Annotated in this window: 20 protein-coding genes; 12 read left to right on the top strand and 8 right to left on the bottom strand. The window is 69.2% G+C overall.

Features of this window, described 5'->3' with window-relative positions:
- Positions 1 to 169 precede the first annotated feature (169 nt).
- Both IEY55_RS16445 and IEY55_RS16450 read left to right on the top strand, forming a co-directional pair.
- Positions 170 to 1,270 (top strand): glycosyl transferase family 9, encoded by a 1,101-nt coding sequence (locus IEY55_RS16445; RefSeq protein WP_189058768.1) that lies wholly within the window; start codon positions 170 to 172, stop codon positions 1,268 to 1,270.
- 613 nt (positions 1,271 to 1,883) lie between these two features.
- Positions 1,884 to 3,080 (top strand): MFS transporter, encoded by a 1,197-nt coding sequence (locus IEY55_RS16450; protein WP_189058770.1) that lies wholly within the window; start codon positions 1,884 to 1,886, stop codon positions 3,078 to 3,080.
- A gap of 129 nt (positions 3,081 to 3,209) precedes the next feature.
- Here IEY55_RS16450 and IEY55_RS16455 read toward each other — a convergent pair whose 3' ends face one another.
- Positions 3,210 to 4,244 (bottom strand): helix-turn-helix transcriptional regulator, encoded by a 1,035-nt coding sequence (locus IEY55_RS16455; protein ID WP_189058772.1) that lies wholly within the window; start codon positions 4,242 to 4,244, stop codon positions 3,210 to 3,212.
- Positions 4,245 to 4,451: 207 nt separating this feature from the next.
- Between IEY55_RS16455 and IEY55_RS16460 the strand changes: the two genes are divergently transcribed.
- Positions 4,452 to 5,312, top strand: a complete 861-nt coding sequence (locus IEY55_RS16460; RefSeq protein WP_189058774.1) for a trypsin-like serine peptidase — start codon at positions 4,452 to 4,454, stop codon at positions 5,310 to 5,312.
- 102 nt (positions 5,313 to 5,414) lie between these two features.
- Positions 5,415 to 6,353, top strand: a complete 939-nt coding sequence (locus tag IEY55_RS16465) for a M20/M25/M40 family metallo-hydrolase (protein ID WP_189058776.1) — start codon at positions 5,415 to 5,417, stop codon at positions 6,351 to 6,353.
- A 153-nt stretch (positions 6,354 to 6,506) separates the two neighbouring features.
- Here the strand turns inward: IEY55_RS16465 and IEY55_RS16470 are convergent, their stop codons facing one another.
- The gene (locus IEY55_RS16470) at positions 6,507 to 7,148 is read right to left on the bottom strand and encodes a YigZ family protein (RefSeq protein WP_229686457.1); all 642 of its coding nucleotides are present in this window, start codon (positions 7,146 to 7,148) and stop codon (positions 6,507 to 6,509) included.
- A 339-nt stretch (positions 7,149 to 7,487) separates the two neighbouring features.
- On the opposite strand from IEY55_RS16470, the gene IEY55_RS16475 reads away from it, so the two are divergent.
- A complete protein-coding gene (locus tag IEY55_RS16475) occupies positions 7,488 to 8,126 on the top strand; it encodes a hypothetical protein (protein WP_189058778.1) in 639 nt (212 codons plus the stop codon).
- Between the two features lie 136 nt (positions 8,127 to 8,262).
- On the opposite strand, the gene IEY55_RS16480 is transcribed toward IEY55_RS16475, so the two are convergent.
- Positions 8,263 to 9,600, bottom strand: coding sequence for a 6-phospho-beta-glucosidase (locus IEY55_RS16480; RefSeq protein ID WP_189058780.1), 1,338 nt, complete (start codon positions 9,598 to 9,600; stop codon positions 8,263 to 8,265).
- A gap of 191 nt (positions 9,601 to 9,791) precedes the next feature.
- On the opposite strand from IEY55_RS16480, the gene IEY55_RS16485 reads away from it, so the two are divergent.
- Positions 9,792 to 10,880, top strand: a complete 1,089-nt coding sequence (locus IEY55_RS16485; RefSeq protein ID WP_189058782.1) for a carbohydrate kinase family protein — start codon at positions 9,792 to 9,794, stop codon at positions 10,878 to 10,880.
- 258 nt (positions 10,881 to 11,138) lie between these two features.
- Here the strand turns inward: IEY55_RS16485 and IEY55_RS16490 are convergent, their stop codons facing one another.
- Positions 11,139 to 11,714, bottom strand: a complete 576-nt coding sequence (locus IEY55_RS16490) for a TetR/AcrR family transcriptional regulator (protein WP_189058784.1) — start codon at positions 11,712 to 11,714, stop codon at positions 11,139 to 11,141.
- 278 nt (positions 11,715 to 11,992) lie between these two features.
- Here IEY55_RS16490 and IEY55_RS16495 point away from each other — a divergent pair, with 278 nt between their 5' ends.
- Genes IEY55_RS16495 through IEY55_RS16520 form a run of 6 tightly spaced genes read left to right on the top strand, consistent with a single transcriptional unit; the run spans position 11,993 to position 20,676 of the window.
- The gene (locus tag IEY55_RS16495; protein WP_189058786.1) at positions 11,993 to 13,042 is read left to right on the top strand and encodes a 3-oxoacyl-ACP synthase III family protein; all 1,050 of its coding nucleotides are present in this window, start codon (positions 11,993 to 11,995) and stop codon (positions 13,040 to 13,042) included.
- A 1-nt stretch (position 13,043) separates the two neighbouring features.
- Positions 13,044 to 13,961, top strand: coding sequence for a 3-oxoacyl-[acyl-carrier-protein] synthase III C-terminal domain-containing protein (locus tag IEY55_RS16500; RefSeq protein WP_189058788.1), 918 nt, complete (start codon positions 13,044 to 13,046; stop codon positions 13,959 to 13,961).
- Complete coding sequence (locus IEY55_RS16505; protein WP_189058790.1) at positions 13,961 to 15,931, top strand: fatty acid CoA ligase family protein; 1,971 nt, start codon at positions 13,961 to 13,963, stop codon at positions 15,929 to 15,931. Before IEY55_RS16500 ends, IEY55_RS16505 begins: the two co-directional genes overlap by 1 nt.
- On the top strand, positions 15,928 to 16,959 hold the full coding sequence (locus tag IEY55_RS16510; protein WP_189058792.1) for an NAD-dependent epimerase/dehydratase family protein: 1,032 nt from the start codon (positions 15,928 to 15,930) through the stop codon (positions 16,957 to 16,959). The genes IEY55_RS16505 and IEY55_RS16510 overlap by 4 nt, the downstream gene beginning before the upstream one ends.
- 4 nt (positions 16,960 to 16,963) lie before the next feature.
- The gene (locus IEY55_RS16515) at positions 16,964 to 19,981 is read left to right on the top strand and encodes a non-ribosomal peptide synthetase family protein (protein ID WP_189058794.1); all 3,018 of its coding nucleotides are present in this window, start codon (positions 16,964 to 16,966) and stop codon (positions 19,979 to 19,981) included.
- Entirely contained in the window at positions 19,978 to 20,676 is a 699-nt protein-coding gene (locus IEY55_RS16520; protein WP_189058796.1) for a formyltransferase family protein, read from the top strand. The genes IEY55_RS16515 and IEY55_RS16520 overlap by 4 nt, the downstream gene beginning before the upstream one ends.
- 21 nt (positions 20,677 to 20,697) lie before the next feature.
- Here the strand turns inward: IEY55_RS16520 and IEY55_RS16525 are convergent, their stop codons facing one another.
- From IEY55_RS16525 to IEY55_RS16540, 4 genes are all read right to left on the bottom strand, one after another.
- Positions 20,698 to 21,441: a YidC/Oxa1 family membrane protein insertase gene (locus IEY55_RS16525; RefSeq protein WP_189058798.1), complete on the bottom strand. Its 744-nt coding sequence runs from the start codon at positions 21,439 to 21,441 to the stop codon at positions 20,698 to 20,700.
- Between the two features lie 184 nt (positions 21,442 to 21,625).
- Positions 21,626 to 21,919, bottom strand: a complete 294-nt coding sequence (locus tag IEY55_RS16530) for a DUF6412 domain-containing protein (RefSeq protein ID WP_229686458.1) — start codon at positions 21,917 to 21,919, stop codon at positions 21,626 to 21,628.
- Between the two features lie 277 nt (positions 21,920 to 22,196).
- Positions 22,197 to 22,670: a nucleoside deaminase gene (locus IEY55_RS16535; protein ID WP_189058799.1), complete on the bottom strand. Its 474-nt coding sequence runs from the start codon at positions 22,668 to 22,670 to the stop codon at positions 22,197 to 22,199.
- A 57-nt stretch (positions 22,671 to 22,727) separates the two neighbouring features.
- Positions 22,728 to 23,270 carry a cysteine dioxygenase family protein gene (locus tag IEY55_RS16540; RefSeq protein WP_189058801.1) on the bottom strand — a complete coding sequence of 181 codons (543 nt, stop codon included), beginning with the start codon at positions 23,268 to 23,270 and terminating at the stop codon, positions 22,728 to 22,730.
- Between the last annotated feature and the right edge of the window lie 91 nt (positions 23,271 to 23,361).

The following is a 23,361-nucleotide window of genomic DNA, read 5'->3' on the forward strand; positions in this document are numbered from 1 at the left end:
CAACAGTACGAATCGACCAGATCTTTACCAGCGTGCTAACGGAGGATGTCCGGACGATGTCCGGCAGATGTCCGTGATCGTCGACGCGCTGTCGCCGGTGCCGGTCCCACAGTTCTAGACGCGTCCGGCCCGCCGCCAAGGGCTTTGCCGGACCGGGGAGGTGGGCACGGTGCGAACGCGCGAAATGGCACCGACGAACGAGGTCGAATGGCAGGTACGGGACATCCGCTGCCGTCGGGGCGGACCGCAGCGGTTGCCGGTGGAACACGCACCCCTGGGCCGGGCGCTGCGTTACCGGCGCAGCGCCGGCCAGTCACCGCCTCCGGGATGCCTGCCGTTGGTGCGGGCCCGCGGTTGGCTCGCCGATCTCGGCCAGGGCGGGCTGGCGGAGCTGTTACTCGGGTTGGCGGCCGTGGCCGCCCTGCACGAGATCACTCCGAACCTCCGGCTGCACTACAGCGGACGCCGGGCGCGACTGATGGGCAGATGCGCGCTCCCGGTGACCGCAACCGAGGCGTGGGGCCCGCACATCGTGCGGACCGAGAGCCGGTCACCGGTCCGGTTCCGGATCAACGCCGAGGAACCACCCGCCTGGCTCGACCACGTGGCACCCGGGGTGGTCGAGGTGCACTCGGCGTTGCCGATGCGGCATTACCTCGCCATGGAACAGTCCTTGGGTGCCCGGCTGTCCCGGGACCACACGCCCGCCCCGCTGTTCCCCTCGGGTGTGACCACGATCCCCTGGCACGTAGTGTTCGTGATCTCGCAGGCCGACCCGGCCTACCGCGACTACCGCCCCGCGGATTTCGCCGCGGTCGCCAGCGAGCTGATGCGCACCCGCAGTGCCCCGTGGCGCTTCACGGTGGTCCTGCCCCGCACCTACCGGTCCGTCCCCGGCTTCGACGAGCTGCCCGTGACCCTGGTGCACGCCCCCGACCCGGCGGAATGCGTGGACCTGTTCGCGGCTGCTGAGCTGGTCATCGGTACGGACCACGGGCTGACCCAGCTCGCCGGGCTGACCGCTCGAGCCGACGGCAGCGGGCCGCACGTCGTGGGACTCTACGCCCGGCGGCCCCACACCAAGTGGACAACCGGCTCCCCACGACACCACGCCGTGGCGACCCGATTCGCGCAGATGCTGTCCCTGGCCGACCGGTCGCCGGCCCGGGACGAGCTGGACGAGCGCTGCTGGGGTGGAGCGGCCGACCTGTGTACCGTGCCCCGCTCCCTCGTGGCCGACTTTGCCGCGCGCTGCGCTGGTTGGTGGTAACCCGGATCCGCCATCCTGCCCGCTGCCGGAAGAATGTCGATCGTCCGTCTCCGTTGGGACCAGCACGTCCGCCAGACCGGTTCGGTGTCGTCCGACTGTGTGGCAGCGGCGAGCCGTCGCCCCCAGGAATTCCGGACGATGTCGTGATCGGACACACGGCATGGACCCGAAGAGGGCTTCGGGTCTTGCCCACCGAGCCTTTGTCACCGTCCATCGAACCTTGTGACGAGGGCGAGAAACCCACCGCATGCCTGTGCCTGCCGCGAGTTTTGGGCTCAGTGCCAGGCCGGGGAGGGCAACCAGCCTCGTCCACCTCGCTGGCAGGCCGCCATATCCGGGCGCCGATCATGGTCCCAGGCGTTTCCGCAGCAGACCTGTGGCGTCGCCACCTCCGGGTCCGGCCAGGTGATCATTGCGTCCTCATTGCCCGCGGATTGCCGAAAAATTCACGGTGAAATAGGTCTCTCACCGTAGATCCGGGTTGGGAAACGATCCAGGTCGCTCGTATCGTTGGACTCGGCTGGACAGCGTCGCCAGCTGTCACACGGTCCTCCCCTCTTCGACATATTTCGAAAACTTCCTCCGACGTGTCGCGCGCTGTGAAGGGACAGCCATGCCTGCTGACCGCCGTCCCGGGACCGCCGCCACCTCCGGCCCGGTCCCGCGCCCCGCCCCCACCGCGACCGCCCGGCGGCGCCGGCTCGCCTTCCTCGCGGTGGCGGGTGGTTTCCTCGCCCTGGGAGTGGGTTTCGGCAACTGGGCCGTCCGCGTCCCCGACGTCGCCCACCGGCTCGGGCTCGACCACGCGGAGCTGGGCACCCTGCTGCTGATGCTGGCCGTCGGCTCGCTGCCCGGCATGTCGCTGGCCGGCGCGCTGGCGGCCCGGCTCGACGCCGCCGTGCTCGCCATCGGCTGCCTCGGCCTGTTCGCCGTCAGCATCGCCATCCCGCCGTGGGCCGATGGCGCCGGTTCGCTCGGGTTGGCCCTGTTCCTGCTGGGCGCGGCCAACGGCGCGTTGGGCGTCGTGCTCAACGGACAGGCCGCCCTGCTGGAGCGTGTCCTGGGCCGGCCGGTGCTGTCCACCTGCCACGCGGTGTTCAGCCTGGGCGCCTTCGCTGGCTCCCTCACCGGCAGCACGATCGCCAATGCCGGTCTCCCGGTGCACTGGCACCTGGTCGGCGTCGCGGTTGTCCTCCTCGCCCTGACCGTCGGGTTCGCCCCGCACTTCGTGCGCAACCCGCCCGCACCCGGTGCCCGGCCCTTCGCCCGACCCAACCGCACTCTGGTCGCGTTCGGCGTCCTCGCTTTCGCCGTGCTGCTGGGGGAGGGAGCCGCGACCGACTGGAGTGCGGTCTACCTCCGCGACGTCCTCCACGCCAGCCCCGGGACCGCCGGCCTGGCCTATGCCAGCTTCGCGCTGACCATGGCCGGGGGCCGGTTCGCCGGTGACTGGCTGGCCGGGCGGTTCGGCCAGTCCCCGGTGGTGCGGGTGGCCGGCGTGGTCGCCTCCGCCGGCGTCCTGGTCACGCTGCTCGCGCCGACCGCGGCGGTGGGGATCGTGGGGTTCGGGCTGCTCGGCGCGGGAGCCTCGGTGGTGTTCCCCCAGGTGATGGCCTCGGTCGCCCGCCGGTTCCACGCGCCGGCCGCAGCGATCTCCGCCGTGTCCAGCGTGGGCTACCTGGGTTTCCTGCTCGGACCGGCGTTGATCGGCTACGTCTCCCACGCGCTCAACCTGCGCGTGGGCCTCGTTGTCGTGCTCGCCTGCGCGGTGGCCATCGTCGGTCTCTCCGGCCGGCTGCGCGCCGCCTGAGCCCAGCACGCCGAGGTCCGGTCGGGCAGGCCGAGCAACCGTTCCGGCTTCGCCGGATGCCGATGTGACAGGGAAACGTCGGCTGTCCCGAAACCAGGGAGGTCTCGGGACAGCCGACGCCGGTGTCGCTCAGTTGACCTGAGCGTTGACGTCCCGGACCTGGGTGTCCTTCTGGGCGGGGGTGAGCCGGGCCCCGTTACGCCGGCGGGCCACGGCCTCCCCGGGCTCGAGCAGGCCGAGCTGCGCGGCAAGCACCCCGGCCTGGAACCGGCTGCGGGCCCCCAGCACGTCCATCAACGCACGCACGTGCCGTTGCGTCGTCCGTAGCCCGATCCCCAACTGCGACGCGATGTTGCGGTCGGTCATCCCCGTCGCGAGCAAGGCCAGCACCCGGCGTCTCAGGCTCGGATCGGCACCGCCCCGGTCGGGCAGGCTCACCAGCGGCGTGGCCTGCCGCCAGCACGCCTCGAACAGGTTGGCCAGCAACGAGACGAGAGTGGGCACCCGCACCAGCAACGCATCCGGCGGATCACCCTTGGTGGTCGCCGGCAGCAACGCCCACTGCCGGTCCACCAACGCGAGCTTGGTGGGGATGTCGGGCAGGACCCGGATCAACTCGCCCCGGCGGCTGCGGTTGGCCAGCTCCGGCATGGTCTCGTCACAGACGCCGGACTCCTCGTGCACCGTCCGGTACACCACGCCCCCGCTGGGCGTCGCCCGGGCGGCCTGGTTGGCGGGCGTGCCCACGTAGGGCGGCTTGTCGAACTGCCAGACCTCGTAACGGGCGCAGCGCTGCAGGTGCGCCCAGCAGTCGGCGATCGCGGGCAGGCCACGGATCAATTGCACGGGGGCCGGACCCTCCCGCCCCCGCGAGTAGGACGCGATGAGCCCGGGCAACAACGCGCGGGCTCGGGCCAACCCCTCCTGCAACGGGCCGAGGCATGCCTCCACGGCCGCCTCCGGCGGTACCGGCACCCACCGGTCGGGTCGGCGGGGGTCACGGGTCACCAGGCTACGGGCGTCCAACGACCGCAGCACCTCCTCTGTAGCCGCGCGATCACGGCGAGCCACCGCGGCCAGCTCGGCCGTCGTCAGCCCGGGTCGGGCGAGGACGAGCTCGTGGACCCGCTCCTCGTCCGCACTCAGTCCGAGGGCCTCCCACACGTGGCGAACTCCTTGCCGCAGCGGCGAATCCGTCGTCCAGCACAGTCCTACCAGTGATCGGTTCCGCCGCAGTAGGGCCGTTCGACGGGAGCCGGTCAGGCGGCAATCCGCCAGCGACGACCGTCCGAGCGGGATCGGCTCTACAGTCCAGCGTCGAAGCCCAGCCGCCGCACCCCTGCACGGATGTCCGCGACGAGGAGGCATTCCATGGGCGGTACGAGCGGCGGCTGGCGGGCGGCCGCGTCACTGGCGGCCGTGGCTGCGTTCCTGCTGGGCGCGCCCGCGGCGGGCGCGGCCGGCGACCCCACCGACGACGCCACGCGGTACTGGACCACCGAACGGATGGCCGGGGCCGTTCCCGAACCCGCGCCACCCCACACCGAACACGTCTCCGATCCCCCGGTCGACGCGAGCGTCGAGCCCACCGAAGTGGCCAGGCTGACCGCCGTCGCACGCCCGTACACCGACCCCGACAAGCGGGTCCACGGCAAGGTCTTCTACACCAAGAACGGCCGCAACAGCTGGTGCTCCGCCGCTGTGGCGACCGCGCCGAACAAGAGCCTGGTCTGGACGGCGGCACACTGTGTCGCCGGTGCCGGCAACGTCACCTTCGTCCCCGCCTACAACTCCGCCGGCAAGGGCGACGCACCCTACGGACGATGGTCCGCCCGCAGGGTGGCGACCAGTGGCAATGACCACGCGGTGGTCGTTGTCAACCGGCTGAACGGCCGGTTCCTGCAGGACGTGGTGGGCGCCAGCGGGATCCGTTTCAACGGGCCGGTCGACGGGCGCACCACGATCTGGGGCTACCCCGGCCAACGCGGCTGGACCGGGCGCGACCTGACCTACTGCCACCAGCCGGTCCGGGTCAACGGCGGCTCCGCGACCACCTCCTGCGCCACCCAGCCGGGCAGCAGCGGGGGTGGCTACGTGACCGGGGCGAGCTCCCCGACCGGGCTGGGCCAGCTCTGGGCCAACCACACCGCGGGCGACGGCGTCAGCTACGCCCGCGGCTCGGTGTTCGGCGCCACCGCCAAGCGCCTCTACGACGCGAACGCGCGGTCGTAGATCCCCGTGCTGCCGGTGCGGTCGGCGCACGGCGCGCTCCCGCCGGCCGCACCGGCGCCTCAGTCGTGCCGCCGCCACACCCCTGCGATCCGGAGGATCCACATGAAGTCCGTCAAGGCATTGCTGGGCGTCGTGCTCGCCCTGCTGGTGGGCGTGGCCGGGGCGCTACTCGGCCCGGCACCGGCGTTCGGCGCGGCACCGGCCCGGGCCGAACTCTCCGCGCCACCGCAGATCCCCGCCGAGAACATCATGCGGCATCTGCGCCAGTTCCAGGCGATCGCCGACCGCAACGGTGGTAACCGCGCCCACGGCCGACCCGGCTACCGGGCCTCGGTCGACTACGTCAAGTCCCAGCTGGACGCGGCCGGCTTCCGCACCAGCCTGCAGCCGTTCTCCTACCGCGGCGCCACCGGATGGAACCTGATCGCCGACTGGCCCAGCGGGGACCCCAACCAGGTCGTGTTCCTCGGCGCACACCTGGACGGCGTGCCAGCCGGGCCCGGCATCAACGACAACGCCTCCGGATCGGCCGCAGTGCTGGAGACCGCGCTGACGGTCGCCCGCACCAACCTCAAGACCCAGAAGCGGTTGCGGTTCGGTTGGTGGGGCGCGGAGGAACTGGGCCTCATCGGCTCCCGCTACTACACCGGTAACCTGCCGGCCGCCGAGCGGTCGAAGATCAAGGCATACCTGAACTTCGACATGGTGGGGGCGAAGAACACCAGGACGTGGGGCGTCTACAACGACGACCCGAACCTGCGCCGGATGTTCGAGAACCACTTCCGCAGCAAGGGAGTCCAGACCCGTCCGATGAATATCGGTGGCCGCTCCGACCACGCCTCGTTCAAGAATATCGGGGTACCGGTGAGTGGCATCGCCAGCGGGAACGACCCCTGCTACCACGCGCGCTGCGACACGATCAACAACGTCGGTGCGAACGTGGTGGCAACCAGCACCAACGCCGCAGCGCACGGTGCCTGGACCCTGGCTGGCACGGCAGGCTCCAGACTGCCGGGGCGGGAGCTTCGGCTCGCCAGCTGACAACAAGACTGTTTGGTACGCCGTTCTCGTCGTGGTGCACGACCATGCCGAGGACGGCGTTCCTCGTCGACGGTGGCCGTGACTCTCGGGTGCACGCGGCACCGGCGTAGGGGTATCTACCCGAGGCTGCCAGCCACGATCCTGAGCGCTCGGTCAGACGTCGACTTCGACGAAGGTCGGCTCGCCGAGTATCACCGAGGCGCGGCCGCTGGTCGTTTCCGCAAGCCACGACTCGAAGGAGGCGATCTCGGGTTCGGCGACGGCCAGCTCGAAACGAACCTGGTCCCCGTAGTGCACGTCCCGGACCAGATAGCCGGCCCCGCGTAGATCATTCTCGAACCGGCCGGCACTGGCGTGGTCGACCACGGTGGACACCACGCGCACCGGACGACGCTCGGCCACCCCCACCCGGTCGATCGCCTCGGCCGTGGCGCTGCTGTAGGCACGGATCAGTCCACCCGCGCCGAGGAGTACCCCACCGAAGTAGCGCGTCACCACCGCGACCGTGTCGGTCAGCCCCCGCCGCCGCAGCACCTCCAGCATGGGCACCCCCGCGGTCCCAGCAGGTTCCCCGTCATCGCTGGACCGCTGCGTACCGCCGTCCTCCCCGAGGACGTAGGCCGAGCAGTTGTGCCGAGCGTCGAAGTGGAGCTTGCGGCGCGCCTGGATGAAGGCACGGGCCTCCGCCTCGTCATGCACCCGGGCGAGGGCACAGACGAACCGCGACTTCCTGATCTCGATCTCGTGCTCGCCGGCACGCCTGATCGTGTGGATCGTCGGTCCAGGTTGTGACATGACCTACCAACAGCGCGCTCGCCGGACATCGTTCCCGGCGAGCCTACCCGCGAGTTCGCGGGTCTTCCCTGTGCGGCCGCCCTCGGCGAAGGGCGGGAGATGTTCACGTCCGCGGGCACGGCAGCCCGGCGAGTTCACTCGATTTATTTCGCGCACACGGCTGGCCGGGTGGATTTCCCGCCCCACCCCGGCCACCCAGGGACACCTCGGGTGCTCTCATCGCGTCATTCCCCGCCCCGAGGTGATGACCTCGGCCGCCGCACCTGTCCTCGACCGGACCCTGCCTGTCACAGTTTGTGACTGATTCGGAAGCGCAACGTGATGTTGTTGGGAGTAGCCATGGTCGCTCCGTCGCACGAGGACACCACCCTCCGTCCCGCCCCGGTCCTGCGCGGCGGCGTCACCGTCCCGCGGCAGCGGGCCCGCTCCACCGACGAGGTCTGTTGGCCCGCCCGACTGTCCGAACTGGCCCGGCACGCCAACGCGGTGCTGGCGGACTGGATCGCGACCGGCACGATCTTCCAGCGGGTCCGGGACGCGACGTCGGTCGAGCTGACCAGGCACCCGGCGCTCGACGATCCCGACGCCGCCGACGAGCTGGCCGGCATCACGGTCGCGGTCGCCCTGCGGTGGTTCCGGGACACCGTGCTCGCCGGCGACGGTTGGACACCCGAACCCGGGTCCCGGCTGGAACCGTTCTTCCTCGGCCAGTGCCTGCTCCGGTTCCCGCACGAGTACCGGCGCTGGATCCGGGAGCACGACACCGCCTCGACGGTTGTCGGCAACCTCGAGGAGCTGGTGAACATGGCCGACCTCGACCCGGCGGTGGACCCCGAGCGAGTCGTGCTGTCCCGCGAGGAGCTGGCCGACGGCGGTCACACCGTGCCGGACACCCGGGCGCGCTGCATGGCCCTGCTCGACGCCATCGGCCATCTGGGGCGAACCCGCGCCCGACGCTCCTCGCACGGCTGGTGGTGACCGCGACACGAGCGACGCGCTTGTGCGTCGGCCCACTCCGAACCGTCGTCGGCCACCTGGTCACGCCCCGGTTCCCAACCCGGCCACCGGTTCAACCCGGTCCGTGGTCCTCCCCGCGAGATCGGTCGCGCGTCCGTCACGCGAGGTCGGCCAGCCCCGGTAGGGCGGCAACGTAGTCGTCAAGGACGCGCTCGGCCGCCCGCACCGAGTCGACCAGCGGATGTGCCGCCATGGCCAGCAACGCATCCCGGCGCGACCGGTGCACGGCCGCCGCGATCGTCGCCCGGTCGGCGGCCTTCACCTGCTGCATCAGTCCGAGGAAGTGCGGCTCCACGGGCCCCAGCGCCACCGGCCTTGGGCCGTTGCCGTCCACCTGGCACGGCACCTCCACCACGGCGTCCGGATCGAGGCCGGCGACCACGCCCCGGTTGCGCACGTTCAGCACCAAAGTGTCCCGGTGCCCGGTGACGACCGCACGCAGGAGCCGCAACGCCACCTCCTCGTACCCGCCACCGGTCAGATCCTCCGTGGCCCGCTTACCAGACCCGGCGACGGCCCGCCCCTCGGCGAAATAGGTGCGTTCCCGCTCCTGCCGAACCTCGGTCCACAGCTGCAGGGCCCGGTCGGTGGCCCCGCGGACCTGCTCGTAGAACCGGTCCTGCTGGTCCCGCAGGAACTCTCCCCGGGTGATCTCCTGCGCCAGCACCTGCTCCCGCACCTCGCGGGCGAAGTAGTAGTAGTGCAGGTACTCGTTGGGGATGGCACCCAAGGTGCGCAGCCAGGACGCGCCGAACAGCCGCCCCTCCTCGACACCGGCCAGCGCCTCGGGATCGTCGAGCAGCCGGGGCAGCTCGTCCCGACCCGCGACCAGAACCCGGCGCAGCCAACCGAGGTGGTTCAGCCCCACGTAGTCGAACCAGGCACGGTCCATCCCCACCCCGAGCGCGGCGGCCACCCGGCGGAACAACGCGACGGGGGAGTCACAGATCCCCACCACCCGGTCACCCAGTACCGCCGACATCGCCTCGGTCACCACACCCGCGGGATTGGTGAAATTGATCAGCCAGGCAGCGGGAGCCACGGCCGCGAGCCGCCGCGCCACCGTCAGGACCACCGGGACGGTGCGTAGCGCGAAGCTGATCCCGCCCACGCCCACCGTCTCCTGCCCGAGCAGGCCGTGCCGCAACGCGATCCGCTCGTCCAGCGCCCGCCCCTGCAGGCCGCCCACCCGCACCGCGGAAAAGACGACGTCGGCGCCGTCGAGAGCTTGGTCGAGGTCGGTGGTCACGCACAGCCGCGGCCGCCACGGCCGGTCCCGGGCCTGCTGGTCCAACACGGCACGAATCGCCTCGAGCCGGGATCGGTCCACATCGTGCAGCACCAGCTCTGCCACCAGCCGTTGCGGGTCGTCGAGCAGGCGACCGTGCACCACGGGCACCCGGAAGCCCCCGCCACCCAGGATGACGAGCCTCAAGTCCGGCCTCCCGTAAGGAGAAAGGTCGGGCGGACCCTAACAGTCGCGAACGACATCGCGGCCCGCGGCCCGGGCCCGTGGCATCGGGTTAGCCCGTCCGGCGCATCCTCGCCCACGAAGTTGTCGCGCCCGACATGACGGGGGGAGACTCCACCAACCAGCACCGTCCGTGACCGCGGGAGGCGAGTGCCATGGCGGAGTCGGTCACCGGCCTACCGGGCGTGGCCGAGGCCGGCCGCAACGGTCCCGCGGGGCGGCAGCCCCACCTCGACGTTCTGCTGTCCGGCACCGTCTTCCTGGACATCATCTTCACCGGGTTGTCCCGGCCCCCGACGGCCGGGACCGAGGTGTGGGCCAGCGGGTTGGGCTCCAGCCCCGGTGGGGTGGCCAACCTCGCGGTGGCGCTCAGCCGGCTGCGACTGCGCACCGGCCTTGCCGCGGCGTTCGGCGAGGACGTCTACGGAGACTTCTGCTGGGAGGTCCTCGCGCACCAGGAAGGGGTGGACCTCAGCCACTCGCGCCGGTTCTACGGCTGGCACTCCCCGGTCACGGTGTCGCTGTCCCTGGACCGTGACCGCAGCATGGTCACCCACGGGCATCCCGCGCCGGTCGGTGCGGACGACCTACTCCGACCACCACCGCTCACCCGGGCCTGTTTCGTGCACGTGGACCTACACAACGACAAGTGGGTCTGGCGATCCAAGGAGCAGGGGGCACTGCTGTTCGCCGACGTGGGCTGGGACCCCACCGAGCAGTGGGAACCCAGCCGCCTCCGTGAGCTGCGGGGCTACGACGTCTTCCTTCCCAACGCCGTCGAGGCCACCCGCTACACGCGCAAGGAGGATGTGCGGAGCGCGGCGGCCGTGCTTGCCGAGATCGTGCCCGTGGTGGTGGTGACTCGGGGCAGCGCCGGCGCGTACGCCCTCGACTCCCGGACCGGCGAGGAGGTCGACGTGCCCGGCCTCAACGTCAACGCCCTCGACCCCACCGGTGCGGGGGATGTCTTCGGCGCCGGCTTCGTGTTGGGGACGCTGGCGGGCTGGCCACTGGCCGACCGGGTGCACTTCGCCAACCTATGCGCGGCGTTGTCGGTGCAGCACTTCGGCGGCTCGCTGTCCGCACCGGGCTGGTGCGACATCGCCGCATGGTGGCGGCACATGGGCCGGCGAGAAGGGGAGAGCCTGAAGCGTTATGCGTTCCTCGACGAGTTGCTTCCCCGGCACGGCTGCGCCACCGTGCGCCGGGCGAGCGCCACGATCGGTCTTCGCGGCATGCCCTGAAGACGGCATGCCCTGAAGGGGATGCGGAGTTTGCGGGCAACACCGACCGCGTCGGGTGGTTGTCCTCGCGCTGCTCATAGTGTTGTAGGCGGTCTGCGCGCCCCACTGTTTCTCGGCGGTGTCCCGACCGAAGTGACCGCGCGGCCAGCGAGGTACGCACCGACCGGCCACGTTCGGCCAGCTTCAACTCGTGGTGTTTCCTCGTAGTGGCAGCGGCTTGGCCGCGTCCCCACGCGGGTTGGTATTGATCACAATGAATCAGGCGTTCTCGACCGCGGCCAGTATGTGCGGCAGGATGCGGTCGATCGGTTCGGTGGACTGGGCGACCCGGCACAGCAGCACGGCGCCTTCCAGGGTCGCGAGCATCAACTCGGCCAGGCTTCGTGCCTGCGTCGCGGGGGTCCCGTGTGCCCGCAGGCCATCCCCCAGTTCCGCCACCCAGCCGTCGTACGCCGCGCGGCAGGCAACGGTGAGCGCCGTGGACCGCGGCACGGAGTCGAGCGCGATCGTGGTGAGGGGAAGTCCCTCGAGGAATCCCGAGGCACGCAGCTCCTCGGCGAAGTGGTTGGCCATTGTGCTGATCCACTCCCGCGCCGTGGCGCACTCCCGGCGGTGGTGCCTGATGAACTGGCGGAGCTCGCGGGCCCATTCGGTGACCGTCGCCACCGCCATCTCCTCCTTCCCACCGGGGAAGAGGAAGTAGACCGATCCGCGCGGTGCCCCGCTGTGCTCGATGACCTGCGCCAGGCCGGTGCCCTGGTAGCCGTGCCGACGGAACAACGTACGGGCACTGGCGAGGATCCGGTCCTTGGAGTCCGACCGCGGCCTGGGCACGAGACCCTCCTTGATCACAGCGAGTTGACGGACATGATCACCCTAGTTATAACTATGAATGTCGGTCTACCTACTCAGCGTGAGGCACCTCCCCGGGCCGGAGGTCGACCTACCGGGACACAGTCGTTCCGCTGAGTCCCCTGAAGACCGAAGTCACGACCGAGTGCGGTCAGTGTCGTCCGCCGCTGTGGCAAGTACCGGACCCGTCATGCCCGCTGCCGGGCATGCCCGGGGTGGGTCACGGCTGGCCGACGACCGGCGGTCCGAAGGAGGAGGCGATGACGCACACCCGTTTCGAGTCGATCGGGGCTTACCTGCCATCCACGGTGGTACCAACCCGGGATCTCGTGGCACGGATGAAACACACCCCGCCGTTCGACCTGGAAACAGTCACCGGGATCCGCAGAAGACACGTCCACGACACGACATCGGAGTCCTATGAGGACTCCTTCACGATGGCCCTGCGCGCCGCGGGCGAGTGCCTGGGTCGATCCCGGTACGCGGCAGCGGATCTCGATGTGATCATCTCCACGTCGATCACCCGGTTCCGCGGGCCGGACCGGTTCTACTTCGAACCCTCGTTCGCACTCATGCTGGCCGACGAACTCGGTGCGCGCTCGGCCATCCACTTCGACGTTTCCAACGCCTGCGCCGGCATGATCACCGGGGTCCAGATACTGGACCGCCTGATCAAGGCCGGCGTGGTGCGCAACGGCATGGTGGTCAGTGGTGAGCAGATCACCGCGATTGCCGAGACGGCCGTGCGGGAGATCACCGATCCCTACGACCCGCAGTTCGCCTCGCTGACCGTGGGGGACTCGGCAGCGGCGGCCATTCTCGACGAGTCCACCGACGAGAACGACCGCATCCACTACGTGGAGCTGATGACCTGCGCGGAGTACTCCCACCTGTGCATCGGGATGCCCAGCGACGCCAACCAGGGTATCGCCCTCTACACCGACAACCAGCAGATGCACAAGGAGGACCGGCTGCGGCTGTGGCCGAGCTTCCAGGGCGACCTGCTGGCCAAGATGGGCCGCACCTTCGCTGACGAGCAGTTCGACTACGTCATCCACCACCAGGTCGGTACCCGCTTCATCGCGAAGATCAACCGGTTCGGCGAGGCTGCGTTCGGTAGCCCCATGCCGGAGTCTCCCGCGGTGGTCTCCGACACCGGGAACACCTCGTCGACGTCCCACTTCGTGGTGCTGCACGAGTACCTGAAGGCGGGCCGGGTGCGGCCCGGCGCCAAGTTCCTGCTCGTCCCGGCCGCCTCCGGTGTGGTCACCGGCTGCCTGTCCGCCACCGTGTCGTCTCTCGAGGTGTGATGTGGGAACCACCATCAAGGCCACCGCGGTGAGCGCGGACCCGGCCCTCAACAGCTCCATCCGGCACGCGTCCACCGCCGCGACCCGGTGCCTCGAGCGCGCCGGGATCAGCACCGACCAGGTCGACCTGCTCATCAACGCGGGCGTGTACCGCGACCGGAACATGGCAGAGCCCGCCATGGCCGCGCTGATCCAGAAGGAGGTGGGGATCAACCTCGACTACATCGAACACCCCACTCCGACGCCCGGGTTCTCCTTCGACCTGATGAACGGTGCCTGCGGCATGCTCAACGCGGTCCAAGTCGCCGATGCCTACCTGCGATCCGGGAACGCCGAGTACGCGCTCGTGGTGTCCGGCGACGCACACCCCGGTAACGGCTCCGCCCGGGACAAGGACACGCACCAGTTCCCCTACGCCGCCTCCGGTGCCGCCATGCTGCTCCAGCGAGGTCTGGACACCGAAGCTGGATTCGGACGGGTACGGGTCAGGGTCAGTGCCGGTGCACGACGGGGTGTCGAGGGCTACCTCCCCGTCTCGACGATGGGCACAGAGGGACGCCGCCGCATCACCGTGCAGCAGGATGACGACTACGTGGACCAACTGGTGGCGCTGGCCGCCGAGGCCGTCCGCGAGTACGTCCAGGTGGAGAACGTCGACCTCACCGGCACCTTGCTCGTCACCTCAAGGCCCACCCCGGACTTCGCCATCCAACTGGCGCAACGTCTCGGCGTACCCGAGGAGTCCGCCCTCACCGCGACGGGGGTCGAGGGCGACCCGCACTCCTCGGCACTGACCTTCGCCTACGAGGAGGCGGTTGCCAGCGGACAAGTGCGTGCGCACGAACAACTGTTGTTCGTCGCCGCCGGGGCCGGGATGACCACGGCGTGTGCCCTCTACCGTCCGGAGCCGCAGAGCTGATGACCGAGGCCACACAAGACTCGAGCAGCGAGTTAGCCATTCCGGAACGGCTGCGACGTCACGCACGGGAACTACCTGACAAGAAAGCCCTCATCTACGCCGACGGGGAGCGCGGAGGACGTGTGGTGTACAGCCACCGCACCTATCGCGAGATCGACCATGAGTCGGACGCCTACGCCGCGGGGTTTTCCGACCTCGGCATAGGTCAGGGCACGAAGACCATCCTCATGCTTCGCCCGGCCCCCGAACTGTTCGCGGTTGTTTTCGGGCTACTGAAGATCGGTGCCGTCCCGGTGATGGTTGATCCGGGCATGGGTGTCCGTCGGATGCTGCACTGCTACCGGACCGTCGGGGCCGAAGCATTCATCGGGATTCCCGAGGCACACGCGGTCCGCGTCCTCAACCGGACCACGTTCTCCTCGGTCAAGGTGAACGTGACCGCGGGATCGCGGTGGTTCTGGAACGGTCCGAGCCTTCGCGACCTGGCGGCCCGACGGTGCACACCGCCCTACACCGCGATGGTTCCGGATGACCTACTCGCGATCAACTTCACCACCGGCTCCACCGGTGCGCCGAAGGGGGTGGAATACACCCACGGCATGCTCGACGCGATGCTTCGGCAGATCATCGATACACACGGACACGGAAGCGATCACGTCTCGCTGGTGACACTCCCGCTGTTCGGGATCTTCGATCTGCTCCTCGGCGCCACCGCGGTCCTTCCCCCGGTGAACCCCACCAAGGTCGCCAAGGCGGACCCGCAGGTGCTCGTGGAGGCGATCAACCGCTTCGGGGTCAGCACGATGTTCGCCTCGCCCGCGCTGCTCGCCCGACTCAGCAGTCACACGCGTGACAACGGGCTTCAGCTCTCCAACCTGCGTTGCGTGGTGTCCGGTGGAGCACCGGTGGACGACGCGATCGTGGCCTCGATGCTCGAGACGTTGGGACCACCCGTCAACAACAGGTTCTTCGCCACCTACGGGGCAACTGAGGCATTGCCGATCGCAGCCATCGACGCCGCGGAGATCGTGGCCGGGACGCGGGTGAAAACACACGAGGGCAGTGGGACGTGTGTTGGTCGACCCGTCACGGGCGTGGAGGCCACGGTTGTCCGGGTCACCGAGGATCCGCTACCCGAGTGGTCGGACGGCTTGGTCGTCGACCGCGGAGAGGTGGGGGAGATCACCCTCTCCGGTTCCTCGGTGAGCCGCCGGTACCACGCTCCGCTGCATGCGAACGCCTTCGCCAAGATCCGACAGGGAGACCGGGTCTGGCATCGCACCGGCGACCTCGGTTGGATCGACGAAGACAACCGCATCTGGTTCTGCGGGCGGAAAAGCGAACGAGTATATACCGTTTCTGGGCCACTGGATACGGCTCGCTGTGAAGGCATCCTCAATGCGCACCCCGATGTGCACCGGACCGCGCTCGTCGGGATTGGTGAGCGACAACGCCAAACCCCGGTGATCTGTGTGGAGCTTCGCCCGGAGCTGTCGGACGACGAACAGCGCCGGGTCCGGCGTGAGCTGCGTGCGATCGCGCAACGCCATGCCATGACGAGTGGGATCGACCACTTCCTGTTCCCGCCGAAGTTCCCGGTCGACATCCGGCACAATGCGAAGATCAACCGACGTGCGCTGGCTTCGTGGGCGGAGCGCCAGATCTCGCCGGCAGGGCGATCCACCAGGCGGGACCGGGTTCTCTGTGCCGTGCCTGTCGCCGGCTGGCTGTTCCTGCTCTACGGCGTGGTTCGCCCGTACCGGGCGCCGTTGCTGCGGAAGCTGTTCTGGGTTGATGCGTTCCTGAGTGTGATCGTTCATTCAGCACAGATTCCACTGGCGTTGCGTCGTGCGAGAAAGGCCGGATTCACCAGGACATCCGTGGTGTGGCGGACGCTGCTGTACGGAGCAACGTGGTGGAGGAGCCTCCCACCGCGCGCCGACTCCGGGCGGAAGGGGGAACACGGATGAGGGTGCTGGTGACAGGTGCCTCCGGCTTCCTCGGTAGCCACATCGTCGACGAGTGCCTGCAGGCCGGTCACCAGGTGCGGGCCCTGGTGAAGCGTTCCAGTGACCGTAGCTATCTCAGCACCCTGCGCGATGTCGAACTCCATTACGGCGACCTCACCGATCCGGTCGCCGTACGTGAGGCAACCCGAGGTGTCTCCGTCGTCCATCACAGTGCGGCCCGGGTCACGGACTACGGAAGCAGAAGACAGTTCTGGGACACCAACGTTCTGGGAACCCGCCTGTTGTTGAACGCCGCTCGCGACAACGGGGTGCGCACGTTCGTCTTCGTCAGTACGCCCAGCGCCGTCATGACCGGCGGAGATCAGTTGGACATCACCGAGGACCAGCCGTATCCGCAGCGGCACCTCAACCTGTACTCCGAGACCAAGGCTGCGGCCGAGCGCATCGTGCTCCAGGCCAACGACACCGGGTTCAGGACCTGTGCCATTCGGCCTCGCGGCGTCTGGGGACCGCGCGACTGGCACGGCTTCATGCCGCGGCTCGTCGCCAAGATGCGGGCCGGACGGCTCCCCGACCTCTCGGGTGGACGAAAGGTCCTGACGTCGTTGTGCCACTGCCGCAACGCCGCACTGGGCTGTGTCCAGGCCGCCGAGTCGGAACAGGTGGGTGGCAGGGCCTACTTCGTTGCCGACCGCGAGCGGACCGACGTGTGGGCACTGCTGGCTGAGGTGGCCCGGATGTTTTGTTGCACGCCGCCGAACCGGCGCGTCCCACCCCTGCTTGTCAACACCTTCGTTGAACTTGTCGAGCTGGTGTGGCGGGTGCCCTACATCGCCCACCGGTACTCGCCGCCGCTGTCCCGCTATTCGCTCGCTCTCCTGACGCGCTCGACCACCTACGACACCTCGGCCGCGGAACGGGACTTCGGTTACCGCCCGGTGGTCTCACAGGAAGCCGGGCTGCGGGAGCTGGTGCGGTGGGTGGCCGACATCGGCGGCGTCGACCGGTTCACCCAGTACGTGAGGTGACGCGATGAGCCAGACGACCAACGAGAACCAGACGTCCGCGGCCTTCCGGCGGCCGATCTCCCCGACCGAGCGGCTCTACCTGGCCGGCGAGGCACTCACCCCACCGTTCGCCCTACAGGTCGTCATCGAGGGGGAGGGCAGGCTCGACCCCGAGGCGTTGACCCACGCCGTGGCCCGCACCGCGGAGGCGTGCCCCGGCACCCGACTCGTCCGGCGAGGCCGACTGTGGGTGGACAGTGGTTCTCCGCCGCCGGTCCGGGTGGTGGACGGTGCGCTGCTCGACCGTACGAGCCTGGTCGGGGTGCCGGCCCTGGGGCGACGGTTGGACCCCCTCGCCGGACCCACCTGCGAGGTACTGCTGCTGGACGGAGACCCACACACCGTGGTGTTCCGCGCGTTCCACGGCGTGATGGACGGAAGGGGAGTGCTCACGTGGATGTCGGACGTGTTCCGCGTCCTGCGCGGTGCGCAACCCGTGGGTGCGATGTCACCGACGACCGATCAGACCATGGTCTCGCGCCTGGCGGCCCCAGGCCGGCGACCCCGGCTCCGCTTCCGCTGGCCATCACCACTGGGCGGCAACGGAACCCGCGCCCCCGGGATGATGTGGCGGCGGCGTCCCGTCGACGGGCACCATCCCGGGCTGGTCGCCCGGCTGGCCTCCGCGGTCGCCGAGCTGGCGCCCGGGCCGGCGTGCCGGGTCATGGTGCCGGTGGACCTGCGCCGGCACGACCCCGGCCTGGCCTCCACCGCGAACCTCACCCTACCGATCTTCCTCGACGCGCGCCGGGGAGAGACATGGGAGCAGATCCACGAGCGGCTACTCGCGGCACTCGCGGAGCATCAGGAGGTCACCTGGGGCGGGGCCGAGCGGCTCGTCCCCGCGTTGCCCCTCGTCGCCGTACGCGCGATGGTGGGTGCACTCGGCGCGTGCTCGACGTTGCGTGGCCGCTACGCAATGTCGGCGATCGTCTCCCACCTCGGAAAGGTTGACCGCACCGAGTTCCGTACCGACTCGTTCCGGCCGACAACCGTCTACGCCCTTCCAGTGCACGACCCGGTCACGCCGGTGTCGCTCGCCGCGGTGGAGTGTGGTGACCGGACGGAGTTGATCCTCGCCTGTCGCGGCGACATGCAGGTGGCCCGACGAGCCGAGGGGTTCCTGGATCATCTCGAGGAGAGCCTGCACCGGAACACGGCGCGGACGTGGAGCGGGAACGACACGACGACCGCGCTTCCTACCGGGCTGACCGTCACCGGCCTGTTCCGTGAACAGGTCGCACGCACACCGGATGCGGTGGCGCTCACTGATCCCGACCGGACATTGACCTATGCCGAGCTGGACCGGAGCTCCGACGCGGTCGCGCACGAGCTGATCAGCAGGGGAGTAGGCGCGGGACACGTCGTCGGGCTCCTCGCGGAGCGGACCACCGCGGCCATCGTCGGAATCTGGGGCGTGCTCAAAGCGGGTGCGGCCTTCGTTCCGGTCGACCCGAACCATCCCGACCGCAGGATCACCGACGTCCTCGACGACGCCAAGGTCGTGTTCTGCCTGGTGACACAGCAATATCGGGGACGTGTTCCGTCCGGACAGGGCTGCACGCCGATTGTGCTGGAGGACCTGCCAGCCTCCGCCCCCATACCCGACGACACCGTGACTCCGACGGATCTCGCCTACGTCATCTACACCTCGGGCTCTACCGGCAAGCCTAAGGGAGTGCAGATCGAACACCGGAACCTGGTCAACTACGTGCTGTGGGCGCGCCGATTTTTCGGCGTGGACACCACGATGAGGTTCGGTGTCATCGGGTCGTTCGCCTTCGACGGGACATGGCACTCGGTTTTCGTCCCGCTGGTCTCGGGCGGCAGCGTGGCCCTGGCACCGGGGCACCTCAACCACGTGAAACTGCGCGACCTTCTTGACCGCTCGGAAGCGAACGCGCTTCTGGTGACCGTGACGCACCTCGATCTGATCCTGCGGCTCGGTTTCACATCGCGCGGTGTTCGCATCGTGGCCGTCGGAGGCGAGCAACTCCGGGGAACGATCGCCGCCCGTGCACAAGAGGCGTTCGGCCCGGACTGCCGCATCGTCAACGTCTACGGCCCCACCGAGGCCACAATCGTTTGCACAGCACATGTTTTCGACCCGGAGCGGGACGCCACGTCGGCGGTGGTACCCATCGGAGTCCCCGTCGACAACATGAGGGTCTTCCTCCTCGACCCCGACCACCGGCACGTTGCCGAGGGTGAGGTGGGGGAGATCCACCTGGCCGGAGCACAGCTCGCCCGGGGTTACCTGGGGCGGACCGACCTCGACCGGACATGTTTCGTGCGGCTCGCCGACGGGACCCGCGTCTACCGCACCGGAGACCTGGCCACGCTGTTGCCCACCGGTGTGCTGGAGTTCGTGGGCCGGGTCGACGACCAGGTGAAGATCCGGGGGCACCGGATCGAGCCCGCCGAGGTGGAGTCCGTACTGGCCGAGCACCCCGGGGTGCGGGGTGCGCTGGTGGTGGCACGTGGGCACGGTCGGGAGAAGGCCCTGTGGGCCTATGTCGTCGCCGAGCCGGAGTTCTCGGTGCGGCAGGCTCGCGAGTACCTGGTGGAACGGCTCCCGGACTACATGGTGCCGTCGGCGATCTGCCTGGTTCCGGAGTTTCCGACCACGATCAACGGCAAGGTGGACGTTGCGGCACTGCCGGAGGCGGCTCCGGACCAGGAGCAGGCTGCCGCCGATGCCGTGGAGCGGGACGAGGTGACCGGGGCGGTCTCCCACATCTGGGCCGATCTGCTGTCGGTCGAGGACACGGGGCTCGACGACAACAGCGACTTCCATCGATTGGGTGGGGACTCCCTTGCGTTGGTGGAGATGTTCGCCGCCGTGGCACGCACGGTGGTCGGCCCCGCCGGGGAGGCGGCGTTCATGTCGGATCTGCAGCACGTGATCCGCAACCCCACCCTCGGCCAGGTATGCCATGCCGCTCGGCGCGCCATATCGACAACGAAGGGACGGCCCGCGTGATCTTCGTCGGGCAGGGTGCGTTGCTGTGGCGCGCCGTGCGGTTTGCCGACAGCAGGGGGTATCCGGTTGATCTCGTGGTGAGCAATGACCGGCAGGTGGAACGCGACGGAGCCGGCTACTCAGTGGCGGTGACCGGCAACGTGAACGATGCGGCGGGGACGATGGTCGACCGAAGCAGCGACGGCCTGGTGTGGTCCATCAACAACCCGATGATCTTCCGGGCACCGGTGCTGGAATCGGGGTTGCGGGTCTACAACGTCCACAACGGACCCCTACCCGCCTACCGAGGGCTTCCATCGATTGCGATGATCTTCGCCATCCTGAACGGGGAGACCGGGTACGGCGCAACACTGCACGAGGTGGACGCCGGGATCGACACGGGCCAAGTAGTCGCTACGACGACGTACCCGATTTCCTCGGCGGCGACCTACTACGAGGTGATGTCCCAAGGGCTTCGGGCCTGCCAGCGCCTCTTCGAGGAGAATCTGGACGCCGTTGCCACGGGCACGGTCGCCCCGAGGACCTTGAACCAGTCGACCAGCGGCTACTACGGGATGGCCCAGCTCGGGGAGATGCATCGTTTTGTCGATCACCCCAACTTCGCAAGGGCGACCGAACTCGGCTTCTACGGCCCATATTTCCCCGAGGTGCAATCCGCACTCGCTGACCTCCACGCCCCGACGACACAATCCTGAAGGGCCAGGACATTCGGATGTTCACGTGGACCGGGAGGCGTCGCGCTGTCGATCTTCCGGTGCTGGAGCCGGGCTGAACAGCATCCGCTCCACGAGGGTCCAGGTTGTCGTGGTGAGCAGGTAGACCCCGGCGGCCAGCGGGATCACCCCCGCGGCAAGGACGGTGCCGTAGGGCAACCAGCGAAGGAGTGCCAACCCCGGAACCTGGGTGCCCGAGTGTTGCATCAGTCGGGCCTGCCGCCGCGACGACAGCCAAGCCGTCACGGCGAGCAGGGCGAACAGCAGGAGGAAGACTCCGCCGCCGCCCACGGCGCCGTCGCGCAACAGCTCGAACCAGTGTTGGCTCAGCGGTACGCCGAACAGCTCCTGCCCGAGCAGGGTGTTCGGCGCACCGCTGATCGTCGGTGCGGAAAACAGCTGGTACATCAGCGTGAAGACCGGGACTGGGAGCAACATGGGGAGGCACCCGGCGTACATGCTGGTGCCGGACCGCTGGTAGAGCGCCGTCACCTCTTCGCGGAGACGGTGCGGATCTTTCTTGTGTCGTTCCTGCAGCTCGCGGACTTCCGGCATCCGTGCGGCCTTGGCGTCGCTGCCCCGGATGGCGGCCCTGCCCAATGGCAGGAGCAGGAGCCGCACGGCGGCGGTGAACAGGACGATGGCCGCCCCGGCGCCGGCCGGCCCGAGAAGCGGCTGGGTGAGATGAACGAGCGCGGTGACCAGGTGGTAGGCGCCGACGACCGGCGTTTCGAGAAGGGTGAACACGAGCACACTCCGGCCTGGGAAAGAGAAATCGGGCAGGACTGGTGGCCGCGTGAAGCACTAGCGACTGTGTCGCACCGGCGAGGAGCCGACGAGCGGTCAGCGAGCAGACAGGCTGATGCCAGAACGGAGGGAAGACCAGACGCCCACCGAGGGCAGCTCTGGTGTACTCACGCGGCCTGGGTGCTCACCGAGGGAGCGCGGGCCGGGAGCGGCCCGGAGCACCGGGGTCGCGCTGGCGGAGGAAGGCGGCGCGGCGGGACCGCGCCCGCATCGCCGCGGCCCGTACCCGGGCCGGGACCGGGCTCGCCCCGAGCCGGACGACCCAGCCCTGGCAGACGGCCAGTACGACCAGCCCGGCGACCAGGAACGACGCCAGGGCCACCAGGTTGGCCGGGTTGCCGAGGGCCTCCACCGCGCCGGTGTAGAGGCCGGGGACGGCGACGACGAGCATCGTGCCGAAGCCGTTGAACGGTCGCACCGCACCCTCCTCTCCTTCCCGGGGCCTCGCAGCCCCACCGTAATCGCTCGATGCTTGTCTCTGTTACGAGCCGCACGGTGACGAGGCGCACTCGGCGTTGTCCGAGCCCCAGCCCTTCGGCCTCAACAGCGGAGGGAAATTCTGCGGCATGGCTGGGCGGCAACCAACGACGGCTTTCTCGGGGCGGCCCCTCCCTGCGTATGGCCATCCCGGTTGGCCTCACCATCCCGCGCGCAAGGCGGACCACCCACATACCGGGCGAACACTCGGACTCGAGTCAACTGTCGGCCAGGGCTCCGATGTCCTCGTTCCAGAGTTGCGGCTGTTCGCGCACGAAGGTAGCCATCAGGTCGCGGCATGTCTCGTCATCGAGCACCGTCACCGCGACCCCGTGCCGGGCGAGCCACTCGTGCTGTCCCGGAAACGTGTCCGCCTCACCCACGACCAGCCTGGGAATACCGAACTGCCGCACCAACCCTGCGCAATACCAGCACGGCGACAATGTGGTGACCATCGTGGTGTCCCGGTAGTGCGGGCGTCGCCCCGCCGCCCGGAACGCCGCGGTCTCGGCGTGCAGCGACGGATCACCATCCTGTACCCGCCGGTTTCGTCCGCGGCCGAGGAGCTCGCCACCTGGACCGAACAACGCCGCCCCTATCGGGATCCCGCCCTCCTGGTGGCCCGCGCGCGCCTCGGCCAGCGCGACCCCGAGCATCTCCCGAAGCGTGGGCGACGGTTCGCGGCTCCGCATGCCCGTGAGTATGACGGGCGCCGCAGCCCGACGCCCGGTGGACCCGGCGCCAACTCCTCACGCCTTCGAGGAAGCGACCGGAATCGGCTCCCGGTAAGTCCGGTTGATACTCGAACCCAGACGACCGATATCAGTACCGTAGACATGCAGCGAAACAGCGATCGACTGTCCGTCGTTGCGCACCTTGTGAATGTCCTCGTCGGGTGGGACGAGCCAACACACGTCTCCGGGCATGTTGATCGCCCGTTCCGTCTCGGCCAGCTCTCCGGTCACCGGATCGAGTTGGTAGCGGGTTTCCGCCTCGAGGCCGGTCAGTACTCCCACCACACACCAACACACGTGACTGTGGATCGGCGTTTCCTGCCCCGGCAGCCACACCAACGCGACCACCGAGAAACGTCCCTGCGCATCGACGTGCACCAAGTGCTGCCGGTACGCACGGGGATCGGGCTCGGTGTGTCGGGGATCCAACACGTCATCGGCCGCGAGCAGGGAACGGAGCCGTTCCGACACCCGCTCGGCACGCGCCTGCGGGTCCGCGGCTTCGCGGTGGAGCCGGTCGAGTTCCCGGACGAAGTTCCGCATCGGTTCAGTCAACATCCCGAATCCCTGGGCTAGGCGAAGATCGGCCGACTCCGAGCATGAAACCCGCGGGATCGGCCGTCCAATGACGATCAGGAACCGTTTCCCC

Origin of the sequence: Longimycelium tulufanense (assembly GCF_014645795.1) — a bacterium.
In the GTDB taxonomy this organism is placed as follows: domain Bacteria; phylum Actinomycetota; class Actinomycetes; order Mycobacteriales; family Pseudonocardiaceae; genus Longimycelium; species Longimycelium tulufanense.

Coding starts and splice junctions, on each gene's coding strand:
- IEY55_RS16450 (WP_189058770.1), top strand. CDS start 1,884: ATGCCTGCTGACCGCCGTCCCGGGACCGCCGCCACCTCCGGCCCGGTC.
- IEY55_RS16485 (WP_189058782.1), top strand. CDS start 9,792: ATGGCGGAGTCGGTCACCGGCCTACCGGGCGTGGCCGAGGCCGGCCGC.
- IEY55_RS16475 (WP_189058778.1), top strand. CDS start 7,488: ATGGTCGCTCCGTCGCACGAGGACACCACCCTCCGTCCCGCCCCGGTC.
- IEY55_RS16540 (WP_189058801.1), bottom strand. CDS start 23,270: ATGTTGACTGAACCGATGCGGAACTTCGTCCGGGAACTCGACCGGCTC.
- IEY55_RS16505 (WP_189058790.1), top strand. CDS start 13,961: ATGACCGAGGCCACACAAGACTCGAGCAGCGAGTTAGCCATTCCGGAA.
- IEY55_RS16470 (WP_229686457.1), bottom strand. CDS start 7,148: ATGTCACAACCTGGACCGACGATCCACACGATCAGGCGTGCCGGCGAG.
- IEY55_RS16515 (WP_189058794.1), top strand. CDS start 16,964: ATGAGCCAGACGACCAACGAGAACCAGACGTCCGCGGCCTTCCGGCGG.
- IEY55_RS16495 (WP_189058786.1), top strand. CDS start 11,993: ATGACGCACACCCGTTTCGAGTCGATCGGGGCTTACCTGCCATCCACG.
- IEY55_RS16510 (WP_189058792.1), top strand. CDS start 15,928: ATGAGGGTGCTGGTGACAGGTGCCTCCGGCTTCCTCGGTAGCCACATC.
- IEY55_RS16460 (WP_189058774.1), top strand. CDS start 4,452: ATGGGCGGTACGAGCGGCGGCTGGCGGGCGGCCGCGTCACTGGCGGCC.
- IEY55_RS16535 (WP_189058799.1), bottom strand. CDS start 22,670: ATGCGGAGCCGCGAACCGTCGCCCACGCTTCGGGAGATGCTCGGGGTC.
- IEY55_RS16465 (WP_189058776.1), top strand. CDS start 5,415: ATGAAGTCCGTCAAGGCATTGCTGGGCGTCGTGCTCGCCCTGCTGGTG.